This is a genomic window from Methylobacterium sp. C25, assembly GCF_021352225.1.
Classification (GTDB): Bacteria; Pseudomonadota; Alphaproteobacteria; order Rhizobiales; family Beijerinckiaceae; genus Methylobacterium.
In genome coordinates, this window is the sequence record NZ_JAAUVI010000002.1 from 516,382 (window position 1) to 529,383 (window position 13,002).

At 66.8% G+C, this 13,002-nt stretch carries 13 protein-coding genes; 5 read left to right on the plus strand and 8 right to left on the minus strand.

Features of this window, described 5'->3' with window-relative positions; translation table 11 throughout:
* Positions 1 to 14: 14 nt before the first annotated feature.
* Positions 15 to 578, minus strand: coding sequence for a pilus assembly protein N-terminal domain-containing protein (locus tag HCU64_RS08785; RefSeq protein ID WP_233383448.1), 564 nt, complete (start codon positions 576 to 578; stop codon positions 15 to 17).
* A 455-nt stretch (positions 579 to 1,033) separates the two neighbouring features.
* On the opposite strand from HCU64_RS08785, the gene HCU64_RS08790 reads away from it, so the two are divergent.
* Positions 1,034 to 1,249, plus strand: coding sequence for a hypothetical protein (locus tag HCU64_RS08790; protein ID WP_233383449.1), 216 nt, complete (start codon positions 1,034 to 1,036; stop codon positions 1,247 to 1,249).
* 4 nt (positions 1,250 to 1,253) lie between these two features.
* Here the strand turns inward: HCU64_RS08790 and HCU64_RS08795 are convergent, their stop codons facing one another.
* Complete coding sequence (locus tag HCU64_RS08795) at positions 1,254 to 2,114, minus strand: hypothetical protein (RefSeq protein WP_233383450.1); 861 nt, start codon at positions 2,112 to 2,114, stop codon at positions 1,254 to 1,256.
* 91 nt (positions 2,115 to 2,205) lie between these two features.
* The gene (locus HCU64_RS08800; protein WP_233383451.1) at positions 2,206 to 4,305 is read right to left on the minus strand and encodes a M3 family metallopeptidase; all 2,100 of its coding nucleotides are present in this window, start codon (positions 4,303 to 4,305) and stop codon (positions 2,206 to 2,208) included.
* Positions 4,306 to 4,909: 604 nt separating this feature from the next.
* Here HCU64_RS08800 and HCU64_RS08805 point away from each other — a divergent pair.
* Entirely contained in the window at positions 4,910 to 5,599 is a 690-nt protein-coding gene (locus tag HCU64_RS08805) for an extensin-like domain-containing protein (protein WP_233383452.1), read from the plus strand.
* 120 nt (positions 5,600 to 5,719) lie between these two features.
* Positions 5,720 to 6,790, plus strand: coding sequence for a L,D-transpeptidase family protein (locus HCU64_RS08810; protein WP_233383453.1), 1,071 nt, complete (start codon positions 5,720 to 5,722; stop codon positions 6,788 to 6,790).
* 95 nt (positions 6,791 to 6,885) lie between these two features.
* On the opposite strand, the gene HCU64_RS08815 is transcribed toward HCU64_RS08810, so the two are convergent.
* The 3 genes from HCU64_RS08815 to HCU64_RS08825 are packed head-to-tail and all read right to left on the minus strand — an operon-like array spanning position 6,886 to position 9,658.
* Positions 6,886 to 7,605: an ABC transporter permease gene (locus HCU64_RS08815; protein ID WP_233383454.1), complete on the minus strand. Its 720-nt coding sequence runs from the start codon at positions 7,603 to 7,605 to the stop codon at positions 6,886 to 6,888.
* On the minus strand, positions 7,602 to 8,783 hold the full coding sequence (locus HCU64_RS08820) for an ABC transporter permease subunit (RefSeq protein ID WP_233383455.1): 1,182 nt from the start codon (positions 8,781 to 8,783) through the stop codon (positions 7,602 to 7,604). Before HCU64_RS08820 ends, HCU64_RS08815 begins: the two co-directional genes overlap by 4 nt.
* Entirely contained in the window at positions 8,780 to 9,658 is an 879-nt protein-coding gene (locus tag HCU64_RS08825; protein WP_233383456.1) for a glycine betaine ABC transporter substrate-binding protein, read from the minus strand. Before HCU64_RS08825 ends, HCU64_RS08820 begins: the two co-directional genes overlap by 4 nt.
* Positions 9,659 to 9,952: 294 nt before the next feature.
* On the opposite strand from HCU64_RS08825, the gene HCU64_RS08830 reads away from it, so the two are divergent.
* Positions 9,953 to 10,342, plus strand: a complete 390-nt coding sequence (locus HCU64_RS08830) for a response regulator (protein ID WP_233383457.1) — start codon at positions 9,953 to 9,955, stop codon at positions 10,340 to 10,342.
* 4 nt (positions 10,343 to 10,346) lie between these two features.
* On the opposite strand, the gene HCU64_RS08835 is transcribed toward HCU64_RS08830, so the two are convergent.
* Positions 10,347 to 10,718 (minus strand): YraN family protein, encoded by a 372-nt coding sequence (locus HCU64_RS08835; protein ID WP_233383458.1) that lies wholly within the window; start codon positions 10,716 to 10,718, stop codon positions 10,347 to 10,349.
* The gene (gene rsmI, locus HCU64_RS08840) at positions 10,705 to 11,652 is read right to left on the minus strand and encodes a 16S rRNA (cytidine(1402)-2'-O)-methyltransferase (RefSeq protein WP_233383459.1); all 948 of its coding nucleotides are present in this window, start codon (positions 11,650 to 11,652) and stop codon (positions 10,705 to 10,707) included. Before rsmI ends, HCU64_RS08835 begins: the two co-directional genes overlap by 14 nt.
* A gap of 119 nt (positions 11,653 to 11,771) precedes the next feature.
* Here rsmI and HCU64_RS08845 point away from each other — a divergent pair, with 119 nt between their 5' ends.
* Positions 11,772 to 12,989, plus strand: a complete 1,218-nt coding sequence (locus tag HCU64_RS08845; protein ID WP_233383460.1) for a penicillin-binding protein activator — start codon at positions 11,772 to 11,774, stop codon at positions 12,987 to 12,989.
* The last annotated feature ends 13 nt before the right edge of the window (positions 12,990 to 13,002 follow it).

Here is a 13,002-nt window from a genome sequence, read left to right on the forward strand (position 1 = left end):
GACGGTCGCGAGCGTTAGCGTCCCGCTGGAGCCTGACTACCGGGGGCGCCGGGCGCGGTCAGGGGGATGGACGCGCCTGAGGCCAGTTGGCTCCTCCTGTCGGCCTGCCCGCTCACCTCGTTGAACCATGGGATGCTGTCGCCAAGAACCGCAGCCGGCTGACAGCGAGGCGCGCAGATGTAGGAGTTGCGGCCTTCGGCTCCGCGCTGCACGGAGACGATCGAAGTCATCGGCGCTTGGACGGTGATGGATGCCTCGGTGATCAGCGTACCCTTCGCGTCGAGCGCGATCAGGTTGGTCGTGCCAAGGCTCTTGCCGGTGAGAATCGCCACACCGCCCGGCCGCGAGGTGACATCGGCGATAGCCGGATTGCCGACGACGACGGTCGCCGTCTGCTCGGGCAGCCGAACCACCTTGGCATTATCGACCATCACGGAGATGACGTCGGAATCAGACAGGCCGCCAGCAGCCTGGCTTGCACCTGCTACCACGAGGCCCGCGACCAGCATGAGCCCGCCGGCCAGCAAGCGGCGGCCGGCGCGCACGCCTCGCAGGGATGAGCTCGGGACACGACGCATGATGCGGAGGCTCTCGCTGGTCTCGACAGGCCGGAGACCCGCCCGGGGCGACATCGTCCAGCGCGCCATCATTCGTCGGGATTGGTGAAGGAAGGGCTAATGGGGGGCATCAGACGCGCCTTCGCGAACCCAACGTCTCGCTTAGTCGCCGCCGAACCAAGGAGCACGATCGATCGTCGATCCGACAGCAGGGCAATTGCTCGCGATCGAGACGGGCGCTTTCTGGGCCGCGAGCAAAAACTTCGGAAACGCTCAGCCTTTGTCGGCTTCACTTGGTCGGCAACGCAGAAGTGCGCATTCGCACCGCAAAAAGAGAACTCGCGATGCAGTGATGAAATTGCGGTTAACAACGAGAACTTCGCGGAACTTTATTCGCGCAATCCCCGTTGCGATCGTACGGCCGAGCTTTTTGCCTGACGGCCGGACTGGCTCGGCCCTTGGGTCGGGAGGCAACGATGCCGCTGTTCGACACTAAGACGCTCGACACCGATTTCGACGGCGCGGCCCTGCTCGCGTCCGTATTATACGCGACGTCCGAGGCGAAGGCAGAGGCCCGTGCACGCGGACTGGAGCGGCTGGCCCGTGCCGGATCGCTCGCCGATGCGCCCGAGTCCGCGCCCCCTCCCCGGGCCGAATGCGCCAGAGCGCAGGCGGCCGATCACATAGCCTGATCGCCTACCAGGTCTGCGGGGTGATGACGCCCTGCTTCGTCACAACGACCCAAACACGGCCGCGGCGCTCGATCGCCTCGACACGCCCGACGCCTGGCACAGTGTCGCCTCGAGCCACTTCGAGCAGTCGGCGCTTACGATCTTCGAGCATGGCGACGCCGTCATAAACGTCGCGCAGTGCCCACGCTTCCACAGTTTCGGTCTTGGGCTTCGTGTCCGCGATGCTGCCAGTCTGAGTCGGCTCGGCCTTCGGCGTCGAGGCTGTTGTGGCCGGGCTGGTCGTCTGCTGGGCTGCAACGGGCTGAGCAGGGCGCTTCTCGATGGCGGCTGCGGGCGCCGCAGCCGATGCTGCCTGCTCCCGCTCGGCGCGGGCGACGCGATCGCCCAGAGCGGCGAGCTTCTTGTCGAGACCCTGCTCAAGGCGCGTTACGCGATCGGTCAGGCTTGGCGCGATGGTCTTGATGTCCGTGCGGGCGGCGGAGGTCGTCTCGCGCAGCGTGCCCAGCGCCGTGGAGAGATGTGCGATCTCTGACTTCAGCCGGCCTGCTTCGGAACGGTTAGCGTCCAGCGCAGCCTCGATGCGGCTGAGTGCGTCGCCCGAGCGCTCGCGTGGCGCTGCCATCATACCGAAGGCGGTTCCGACGACCAGCGCCACCGTCGCGACGGCGGCGAGTCGGCCATCGACGGGTAGGGCCCAGCGTTTCGCAGACGCCACCGGTGGAACCGATGCCGCGGCAGCCGGCGCAGTCGCGGCCTTCCGTTCGGACTTGCCGGCCACGGCGTTCTTGAGAAGTTCCGCGGGCGAAGACTTGGTCGCGCCGGCCGTCTTGTCCTCGACCTTTGCGCTCTCGACCGATCCCGTCATGGCCCAACTTCCTGATTGTCTCAGGAAGCATTGGTTAAGCACGTTTGTTTACTGAAGGGTTACCGACAGTGCCGGGACCAGATTGCCGAGGCTAAGCCGCCCGCACCAATCCTCGCTTCTTGAGGAGCGGTCCAGTGCTCGGCAGGCGTCCGCGAAATGCCGTGTAGGCGTCTCGAGGGTCGCGCAAATTGCCGGCGCCGTAGACGAAACGGCGCAGCCGCGTCGCCGTCTCGGGGTCGAAGATGTCGCCGGCCTCGCGGAAGGCGTCGAACGCATCGGCGTCGAGCACTTCGGACCAGAGATAGCTGTAGTAGCCGGCCGCGTAGCCCTCGCCCGAGAAAATGTGCGCGAAGTGCGGCGAGCGATGCCTCATCGAAATCTCGGCCGGCATAGCGATGCGCTTCAACGCTTCGGCCTCGAAGGCGAGTACGTCGAGTCCGGCCTCGCCGGCCGCCGAGAGGTGCAGCGTCATGTCGACGATGGCTGAGGAGGTATACTCGACCGTGGCGAAGCCCTGGTTGAAGGTACGGGCCGCGAGCAGCCGCGTCAGCAACTCCTCCGGCATCGGCTCGCCGGTTCGGTAGTGGCGAGCATGCTGGCGCAGCACTTCCGGCTGTTCGAGCCAATGCTCGTAGAGCTGCGAGGGCAGCTCTACGAAATCGCCCGAGACGGCAGTGCCGGCGAGAAGCGGATAGGTCACATCGGACAATAGCCCGTGCAAGGCGTGGCCGAACTCGTGGAACAGCGTGCGGGCATCGTCGAAGGAGAGCAGCGTCGGCTCGCCCCGCGGCGCCTTGGCGAAGTTCATCACGTTGACGATGATCGGCTTCACGTCGCCGGAGAGCCGCTCCTGAGAGCGGAAGGCGCTCATCCAGGCACCGCTGCGCTTGGAGGCTCGAGCGAAGTAATCACCGAGGAAAAGGCCGACTTCCGAGCCGTCCGCATTCGTCACCGACCACGCCCGCACGTCGGGATGGTAGCGCGGCAGCTCGCGCACCTCCTCGAAGCGCAAGCCAAAGAGCTGTGAAGCGGTATCGAAGGCCGCCTGGATCATGCCCTCGAGCGGCAAGTACGGCTTGATCTCCGACTCGTCGAGGTCGTGTTCGGCGCGCCGGAGCTTCTCGGCATAGTGGCGCCAGTCATGCGCCTGGATGGCGAAGTTACTGCCCTCGGCCTGCACCAAGGCCTGTAGGCGATCGCGCTCATTTGAGGCGCGCTGCAGGGCTGGTGCCCAGACCTCGCGCAATAGGTCCATGGCGGCGTCGGGTGAGCCCGCCATGGTGTCGTCGAGCTTGAAATGCGCGAAGCTATCAAAGCCGAGCAGTCGCGCCCGTTCAGCTCGGAGCGCTACGATCTCCGCGATGATCGCGCTGTTGTCTGTTTCGCCCCCGGTCTCGCCGCGATGCGTCCAGGCCTGATAGGCGCGCTCGCGCAGGTCGCGACGAGTCGAGAAGACCAGGAAGGGCTCGATCAGTGAGCGCGATAGCGTGATGAGGTGGCCATGCTCGCCGCCGCGCTCGAAGGCGGCCTCGGCAGCCGCCTCTCGTAGAAATGGCGGCAGCCCGGCGAGATCGTCCTCGCCCTTGAGCGGCAGCGTAAAGCCACTCTCGTCAGCCAGGAGGTTCTGGCTGAACCGCGTCCCGAGTTCCGCCATGCGGCTCGCGATCTCGGCGACGCGCTCCTTGGCCTCCGGCCCAAGATCGGCCCCGGCGCGGCGGAAGCGGATGCGATAGCGGTCGAGCACCCGCCGCTCTTCCTCGCCAAGGTTCTCCGCATCCGCATCAACCCGAGAAATGCGCGCCCAGAGATCGGGGTTCAGGTAGACCGCGCTCGAATGGCGCGCGAGCTTCGGCCCTACCTCGCGCTCAATCGCCTGCAAGGCAGGGCTGGTATTGCTGCCAGTGAGATTGAAGAAGGTGGAGGCGACGCGGGTGAGGCCTTTACCGGCGCGTTCCATCGCGCCGATGGTATTGTCGAAGCTCGGCTGCCGCTTGTCTGCAGCGATCGCCGCGATCTCGGCCTGGTGCACGTCCAATGCATGCGCGAAGGCCGAGCTGAAATGCTCCGGTGTGATGCGCTCGAACGGAGCCAACCCGTACGGCGTCGACCATTGCGCTTCGTCGAACGGGTTGGAGCCCGCGCCGTTACCCCCGGATTCGGATAGCTTTTCGCGCAGGGTATCGGCAGTCATCGACTTCCTCGTCTTCGGCAATTCAAGCCATTCCGAAGATAGGTCCGGTGTCTGCGGCGCGCAAAGCCGTCAGCGGTGTCGAAAGGCAACGGCCGTGACGTTTCTGCCCTAGCGGCGCGGGAGGAATGCTCCGCACCGTGCCGCCTCGCGGCCGCGATGGCCGCGCGATGGCCGATAACCGGACTGCACGATGCGCCCGCCCTCGCACCATCCTCGCGACCTGCTTGTGTCTCTGCTGGCAGTAGCCATGCTGACCGCCTCACCGGCGGCCGCAGAGGAAGCACAGCCGCTCCCGACTTGCCGACCGACCGTTGCGGTCCCGCCACCCGAACCGCCGACGCGGCCAGAGGGACTGGCGGCAGAGCGGACGCCGAACCCGCCAATCGCGGCTACTCCACTGCCGCCACAGAGGCCGGCTGAACTCGTCGGGGCGCCTGGGACACCGGCGACGACGGATGAGCCTTCGCAAGGGCCTGCGCAAACTCCGCCAACGCCACCAGCGCGGCCAGCCGACTTGTCGGCGGAGCGAGCACTTCAGTTGAAGGTCGTGCCGCCGACACCGGCGAAGCTTCCAAGCTGCATTCCGACCGTGGAAGGAACTCCCGTGCCACCGGACCGTCCGGCGGGTCTCTCTCAAGACGCTACGCCGGCACCAACACTTCCGCCGCCCGTATCGCCGGAGGAAGCGCCCCTTCCGCCGGCCCGCCCGCCCGAATTATCCGGGGAGGAAGCGGCCAGGCTGGCCGCGGCAGCGCCCGAGGATGCCGAGTGCCTGCATCGCCTCGACGCGCTGGGCGTGACCTATGCCAAACTCACTCCTACCGTGAACGGCCAATGCAGTCTGCCGCATCCGCTCAGCGTTGGCGCGCTCGGGAATGGCATCGACATCGGAGGCTCTACGGTCATGACCTGCCGCCTCGCTGAGGGAATGATGCGATGGACGGCGCAGGTGCAGCAGATCGCCCAGAAGGAACTCGGTGAGACGCTGAAGGGCATAACCCTGGGCGGCACGTATGTTTGCCGTGGGCAGAACCACGGGCTGGAGGCGCAGCTCAGCGAACATTCCTTCGCCAATGCCGCCGACGTGATGAGCTTCACCTTCGCCAAGCGGGCGCCCATCTCGGTCGGCACCTTGCCTGATGGTTCGAAGGAGGCAGCCTTCCTCTCGGCCGTGCGGAAGACAGCCTGCGACGACTTCACCACTGTGCTCGGGCCCGGCTCGGACGAGCATCACGCCAATCACCTGCATCTCGATCAGCGCGAGCGAAAGGCAGGGTACCGGCTCTGTCAGTAGCCGATGGTGAGCGGAACGGCCTTCGCTCGCAGGTATCTGGCGAACTGAAGGAACGGGGCCCGTCGCCCGAAACTTATCGATCGCGGCGACACAGTCCGCCGATGAGGTTCGACGGCAGTCATGAGCGGATATCGGGTGTGCGCCGGCGTCGTCCTGTTGGGGCTGTCGTGTGTCGCAGGCCCTGCCTGGGCAAAGAAGCCCCAGGCACCCGAGCCCGCGCCACTCACGATCGACGCCGTCAACGGTGCGGCTTTCACCGAGCTGAAGCTCGATAAGTCGTCAGTGGCGAAACCTCGGCGCCAAGGCAGGGACGTCCGCCCAGATCCCTTGCTGATAAAGGTTCAGGTGCTGCTCGACCGCGCCCGGTTCTCGCCTGGCGCGATCGATGGGCGCGACGGCGATAGCCTCAGGGGCGCACTCGCAGATTATGCCGCAGCGCAGGGGCTACCGGCTACTGGCAACCTCGACCGTGTGCTGTTCGACAGGCTGCAGGCGACGAGCGCTGATCCGGTCGTAATGCGCTACGTGATCACCGACGACGACGTCCGGGGTCCTTTCGCCAAGATCCCGGCGAAGCTTGAAGAACAGCGCGATCTTAAGGCGATGGACTACACCAATGTCCGCGAGATGTTGGCCGAGCGCTTCCACATGCAGCGGGATCTGCTCTCCGCGCTCAACCCCGGCAAGCCACTCGATCAGCCTGGTATCGAGATCACCGTTGCGGCCGTGCCACCACTTGAACGTGGCAAGCCGAAGGACTCGCCGGCGGCGCCGAAGGTAGCGCGGATCGAGGTCGACAAGCGGGCGCGCAGGGTCCAGGCCTTTGGTGGGGACGGCGCGCTCCTGCGCAGCTATCCCGCTTCGATCGGCAGCGAGGAAAAGCCTGCGCCGACCGGCAGCCTCAAGGCGACACGGGCCGCCTTTGACCCGTGGTACACCTACAACCCAAAATATGCGTTCAAGGGAGTGAAGACCCGTCGCAGCTTCAAGATTGCTCCGGGTCCGAACAACCCGGTGGGTTTGGTCTGGATTGACCTGTCGATCCCCTCCTACGGCATCCACGGCACCCCGGAGCCCGAGAAGGTCGGTAAGACCGAGTCCCACGGCTGCATCCGGTTGACGAACTGGGACGCCCGCGACCTCGCCAGCCACGTCGAAAAAAACGCGAAGGTCGACTTTTTGGAGAAGTAGGGGTCCTCGCCTCGTTCCCCTCGATGTGATGCGGGCAGGGTAATGTCGAGGCCGAGTTTTCGCCAGAAGCCAGCCCAAGAACGAAGCTACGATCGCTATCGACGCAGCAGCGCGACGGCGCCCAGCATCAGGGCATCTCCCAGGAATGCCAGCGCCGCCGTCGCTCCGGCGCCTTGAAGCATGGGCATAAGGTTCTGGTTCTGAAGGCCAGCGACGATCGGCGTACCGAGTGTCGAAGCACCAGCCAGCGCGCCGACGGCAGTCGTGGCGATCGACAAGACCAGGGCAACGCGCAGGGCATCCAGGATGCCGGCGCCGGCCAGGGGCAGTTCGACCTGGGTAAGGACCTGGCGTGATGTCAGGCCGAGCGCAATGCCGGCCTCCCGCGCCTCGGGCGAGACCGCCTCGATCGCACCCACGGTGCTCCGCAGGGTCGGCATGATGCCGTAGGCGACGAGTGCCAGGAGCGTCGGCGGCCCGCCGAAACCGAGTAACGGCAACGCCAGCGCGACGACCACTACGGGCGGCACGGCTTGAGCGACGGCGGCAGCCGCATCGATGGTTCTGCGCAGCCGCTCGGCACGCCTGCGCGTCGCGACCACCCCGAGGCCGACACCGAGACTGCCGACGAGCGCGAGTCCCAGACTAGCCAGTGCGAGGTGGTGGCTGCCGAGTTCGACGAGCCGCGTCGCGCTCAACGGTCGACGAGCCGGTGCGCCTAGCGACATGGCGATTACACTGGCAACGCCAGGGTGGCTGAGCGCGGCCAGAGCGAGGCCGACGAGGAGTGGGCCGAGGGCCGGATGCAGCCTCATCCGCGTAACCGCCGACGCGCCGCATCTTCAACGACGCTCAAACTGCGCTCGATGAGAAGCGAGAGACCGATGACTGGGAGCGTCCCGAGTAAAATCAGATCTGGCGCGAACTGCGCCATGCCGTCGAAGACGATGCCGCCGAGGCCACCGGCCCCGACCAGCGCCCCCAACGTTACCAGCCCGATCGCCTGAACGCTCGCCACGCGCAGCGCTCCGATCAAAATCGGGGCGCCGAGGGGCAGGTGAATGTCGAGCAGGATCTGGCGACGAGTCAGGCCAATCGCCGTCGCTGCGTCACGGGTCGCGGGATCGGCTGCACGCAGCGCGCCCTCGAGCCCGCGCCAGAACGGGAGCAGCAGGTAACAGGCAATGGCGAGGACGGCCGGCCCCGGCCCGATCGCCGAGAGACCGGTCGCGCGCAAGGCGGGCACTGCAGCGAGCATGCCGGAAACCAGTGCAACAAGGCCGCCGAGCAACGCGACCGCCGGCACGACCTGCAGCCCGTTGATGGCGATGTCGACGGCGTATCGGCCGGACCGCCACGCGTAGAGAAGTGCGCATGTCAAAGCCGCAAGCACGACCGCGGCTGCCGACAGTGCGATATGCTGGACGATAGCGGCCTGCACGCTCGCTGCGCGTGCTCGATATTCCACGGCGAGCGAGAGGCTGTCGTAAACCCCGGCACGATAGAGCAGGACGAACGCGATGAGCAGGCTTGCGATGGCCAGCCATCCAGCGCCGCCGATCCGCGCCCGCCCTGCCGCCCAGGTCATGGCGCAAGTCAGCATCAGAAGGCCGGCCCACCCTCCCGAGGCGAGCCGAGCCCGAGTGGCTGGTGGCTGGCCGGCGGTCAGGTCGGTGGCAGCCTGACCAAGTGCCACGGTCAGCCAAACGAGAGCCGTGGCGAAGGTCGCCAGCGCGATCAAGGCGGCGAAGCGCGAGCGGCTCGCTCCAAGGCCGATTGCACCGAACAGACACAGAGCGGCGATCAGCCATCCCGCTGGTCCGAGCGCCGCCGCCGTCAGCGGCGTACCGACGACGAGGCGATTGGCAGCGAGGCGCAGCATCGGCAAGGCGCCCGCGATGCCTGAGAGCGCACCGGCGACGGCGAGCACGTACCACAGTTGCCAAATATCGAAGCCGACGGTCCGATCGATCGCCTTCGCGACAGCGGTCATGGCGCAGCGCCAGCTCCGGCGAGGTAGTTGCGCGCGACGGCGTCGGCCGTCTCGCCCTCAACGGTGATCCGGGCGTTGAGACGGCGAAGGGTGTCCGCGTCGAGCCGGGCGAAGACCAGATCGAGTGCCTCGCGTATCCCGGGGTGCCGGGTCAGGGTCTCGGCGCGGATCACTGGCGCGACCTCGTAGACGATCTGCGCGGCCTTCGGATCGGTCATCACCGCAAGATCCAGGGCGGCGAGCGCACCGTCGGTACCGTAGACCATGCCCGCATTGACCCCGCTGATTCCCTCGGCGGCTGCTCGTGCGGTCACGGCGGTATCGCCGCCCGGCAGGCTGATGATCCGGTTCCTCGGCATCGTGAATCCGTAGGCGGCCTCGAAGGAGGGCAGCGCGGCTGGGCTTTCAACAAATTCCGTCGAGGCTGCCAGGGTGATGAGGTCTTCTCGCACAGCGCTGGCAAAATCCGCCATCGAGCTGAGGCCTCGCTCACGGGCGAGGTTGCCGCGCACGGCGATCAGCCACGTATTGTTGGCCGATGCCGGCTTCAGCCAGACAAGGCCGCGTTCGGCATCGAGCGCTCGGATCCGCTCGTAGCCGCCCTCCCCTGTCTTCCAGACCGCATCGGTGTCCGTACCGGAGAAGAACGCGCCGTTGCCGGTATATTCCGGATAGATGTCGACCTCGCCCGCGAGCAGGGCTGAACGCACGATCAATGTCGGGCCGAGACCGAGCTTGCGTTCGACCGTAAGTCCGAGACCCTCGAGGATCAGGGCGATGAGGCTTCCAGTCAGCGCGCCTTCCGTGTCGCTCTTCGAAGCCACGACGATCGGGCGCGAGCCTCGAGCGAATGACGGGTTGGCACCCGACAGCAAGCTGGCGCAAAGCGCCGTCAGTATCCCGCGCCGTGAGAGGGCTTTTCTCGGTGGGGGGTCTGTTTGCGCTTCAGAAGGTTGCCCGTTTGCAACGAATGTATTGGCGCGTAACATCACCGCTGGCCTCAGTCCCGCCGCGCCCTGTCGAGAGCTTGACACGCCCGACATAACGGGCGACGCCTCAAAGCGTTTCGGGTTCGACCCGGCACGCCTTGCACGACAATCCGATACAAGACCGCCTCCATCGCGGCACCGTTCCGCCAGCGGAACGAATCGAAGGGGACACCATTCGGCGTGAGCGCGGAACCCAACGAGGACATCCTCAAAGGCGCACGGGTGCTAGTTGTCGAGGACGAGGCCGCCATCTCGATGCTGCTCGAGGACATGCTGCTCGATTTCGGCTGCGAGATCGTGGGGCCTGCCGCGCGCCTCGCGACTGCGCTCGACATGGCCCAGCGCGAGACCTTCGCCGTGGCGATCCTCGACGTAAACGTCGCCGGCGAGCCGATCTATCCGGTGGCCGAGGCTATCGTCGAGCGCGACCTCCCGCTGGTCTTCTCCACCGGGTATGGCGGCGCCGGCATCCGCGAGCCATTCCGGGATCGCCCCGTGGTCCAGAAGCCCTTCAGCCAAGCCGATCTCAAGCGGACTCTGATCTCGGCGATCAAGGCCGCAGGCGTCTAGGGGCTCATTCGATCGCGAATGCGTCGACGAGGTGCACCGGCCAAGCCCGGCGCCCTACGAAAACGGCGTCCGCCCGCAGGGTCGCATCCGGTGGCGGGGGATGGCGCGCCAGCCAGACCCGCACCGCTCGCGAAAAGCGCCTACGCTTGTGTGCATCGATGGCGATCTGCGCATCTGCAAGCGCTGCGCGCGCTTTGACCTCGACGAAGACGGTGGTGCGTCCACGGCGCATGATGAGATCAATCTCGCCACCGGCGGCAGCGAAACGTGTCGCCAGCGGGCGATAGCCCTTCAGCATCAGCGCGAGCAGGGCCATGGCCTCGCCGTGGAGGCCGCGCCGGTAGGTCGCGCGGCGGCGCTTTTCAGGCGCGATCATCGTTGCGGCGGGCGAGCACCAGGGCGCGGGCGTAGACAATACGCTTCTTCTGCCCGGTCTCGTCGGCGACGAGAGCCGCAGCGTCCTTGATCGAGTGGCGGGCGAGCGCCGCCTCAATCCGCGCGTCGAGATCGGTGTCAACTTCCTCCACCTGCTCTTCCACGGCCGTGCCGATCACCACCACGACCTCCCCCTTGGGCGAGCCCTCCTCCGCGAAGGTCTCGGCGAGAGAGGCGAGCCTGCCGCGACGGATGGTCTCGAAGAGCTTGGTGAGTTCGCGCGCCACCGCGGCAGGACGGTTGCCGCCCAGGACGGCAGAGGCATCAGCCAGCATTTCCGGCAGTCGGTGGGGGGACTCGAACAGGACCAGCGTGCCCGGTATGCCGGCGAGCGCCTCAAGGCGGTTCCGGCGGGCGCCGGACTTCTGCGGAAGGAAGCCCTCGAAAAAGAAGCGGTCCGTCGGGAGGCCCGCCGCGACGATCGCGGTCATCACTGCCGACGGACCGGGAATCGGCGAGATCGGGATGCCAGCCTCGATGGTGGCCTGAACAAGCTTGTAGCCGGGGTCAGAGACCAGTGGGGTTCCGGCATCCGAGACCAGGGCCAGGGCCTCCCCACTCTGCATGCGCAGGATCATCCGCTCGCGCACCGCCTCGTTCGAATGTTCGTGATAGGCCACGAGCGGCGTTGTGATCCCGTAATGCATCATCAGCGTGCGGGTGACGCGGGTATCCTCGGCGAGCACTGCGTCCGCGGCGGCAAGCGTCTGAAGGGCGCGAAAGGTGACGTCGCGCAGATTCCCGATCGGCGTCGCAACGATGTAGAGGCCCGCTGGCAGAGGCTCTGCTTCTGCCGCGAGGCCGAAGGCCGTGAAGGTCGCGGCAGGTTTGGCGGGGCCGGGCTTTGGCTCACGCTTGTCGATTCGCTGTGTCATGAGAACGACAATGCCATGCTCACGCAGTGTTGCGGACCGTCTCCGACGCCCTGCCCGCATTTACTTTTAGCCGGGCCACCGACATCGTGCGGTCATTCAAGGCTTGGGGAGGCCACTGGATGAGCTGTGACCGCCCGAGGATCGGACGCGCGCATGGCGTTGTGGCCGGCCTCCTCTCCTGGACCCTCGCCGCCTGCGTCGGCGGACCGGATTCGCCCCGTACGCGCTCAGAAGCAGTCGCGCCTCGGGCCGAAACGTCTGCGGCAGAGCCCGCCAAGCAGAGCGCGGGGCAAATCGGCTCGGGCAGCGTCAAAGTCGCGCTCATCGTGCCGCTGACAGGACAGGGAGCGAGCGTCGGCGCCGCACTGCGGAATGCCGCTGAACTCGCCTACGACGACTTCCAAAAGCCTGATCTCAGTATCATCGTGAAGGACGACCACGGCACTCCGGATGGCGCTCGCGAGGCTGCGCAATCGGCGCTAGCGGATGGGGCTGAGGCCGTGCTCGGCCCGCTCTTCGCGGCCAACGTCGCCGCCGTCGGCGCGCCGGTGCGCAACGCGGGCAAGCCGGTGATCGCCTTTTCCACGGATGCGGCCGTGGCGGCGCGAGGCGTCTACCTGATCAGTTTCCTGCCGCAGTCCGAGGTCGACCGCGTGGTTGACGAGGTCGCGGCGGGAGGGCGCCGCTCCTTCGCCGCGCTGATCCCCGAGACCAGCTACGGCAATGCCGTCGAGGCCCAGTTCCGCGAGGCGGTGGCACGCAAGGGCGGCCGTGTCGTCGGGCTGGAGCGTTACGCGCCGGCCGATCCCAGCGCAGCCGTCGAGCGGTTGAGAGGCGTGATCGCGGGGCCGAACGCGCAGGCCGACGCGCTGTTTTTGCCGGGCTCGGCCGACGGCCTCCTCACCATGGCCGCTGCGCTCACCAAAGCGGGATTTTCGCCCTCGCGCGTGCGTCCGGTTGGGACCGCCTTGTGGAACGACCCGAAGATCCTGACGCTGCCCGCCTTCCAAGGAGGAACGTTTGCGGCACCGGAATCCGCCGGCTTTGCCTCGTTCTCCCAACGCTATCAGGCCAAGTACGGGTCTGTACCGCCGCGTGTGGCCTCGCTCGGCTACGATGCTGTCTCGCTCACCGCGGCCCTCAGCCGGCAATACGGAACCCAGCGCTTCACCGATGCGACGCTCACGACGCCATCGGGCTTCACCGGCATAGACGGGACCTTCCGATTCCGGCCCGAGGGCGCGAGCGACCGGGCTTTGGCGGTATATGAGATTCGAAGTGGCGCTGCGGCGGTGGTGAGCCCGGCACCGCGCGCGCTCGGCCCCTCGGGGATCTGACGCCGCTCCGGCA

What these genes read in the sequence shown, in the direction of transcription:
- HCU64_RS08785 (WP_233383448.1), bottom strand. Translation starts at nt 578, where the DNA reads ATGCGTCGTGTCCCGAGCTCATCCCTGCGAGGCGTGCGCGCCGGCCGC.
- HCU64_RS08790 (WP_233383449.1), top strand. Translation starts at nt 1,034, where the DNA reads ATGCCGCTGTTCGACACTAAGACGCTCGACACCGATTTCGACGGCGCG.
- HCU64_RS08795 (WP_233383450.1), bottom strand. Translation starts at nt 2,114, where the DNA reads ATGACGGGATCGGTCGAGAGCGCAAAGGTCGAGGACAAGACGGCCGGC.
- HCU64_RS08800 (WP_233383451.1), bottom strand. Translation starts at nt 4,305, where the DNA reads ATGACTGCCGATACCCTGCGCGAAAAGCTATCCGAATCCGGGGGTAAC.
- HCU64_RS08810 (WP_233383453.1), top strand. Translation starts at nt 5,720, where the DNA reads ATGAGCGGATATCGGGTGTGCGCCGGCGTCGTCCTGTTGGGGCTGTCG.
- HCU64_RS08815 (WP_233383454.1), bottom strand. Translation starts at nt 7,605, where the DNA reads ATGAGGCTGCATCCGGCCCTCGGCCCACTCCTCGTCGGCCTCGCTCTG.
- HCU64_RS08820 (WP_233383455.1), bottom strand. Translation starts at nt 8,783, where the DNA reads ATGACCGCTGTCGCGAAGGCGATCGATCGGACCGTCGGCTTCGATATT.
- HCU64_RS08835 (WP_233383458.1), bottom strand. Translation starts at nt 10,718, where the DNA reads ATGATCGCGCCTGAAAAGCGCCGCCGCGCGACCTACCGGCGCGGCCTC.
- rsmI (WP_233383459.1), bottom strand. Translation starts at nt 11,652, where the DNA reads ATGACACAGCGAATCGACAAGCGTGAGCCAAAGCCCGGCCCCGCCAAA.
- HCU64_RS08845 (WP_233383460.1), top strand. Translation starts at nt 11,772, where the DNA reads ATGAGCTGTGACCGCCCGAGGATCGGACGCGCGCATGGCGTTGTGGCC.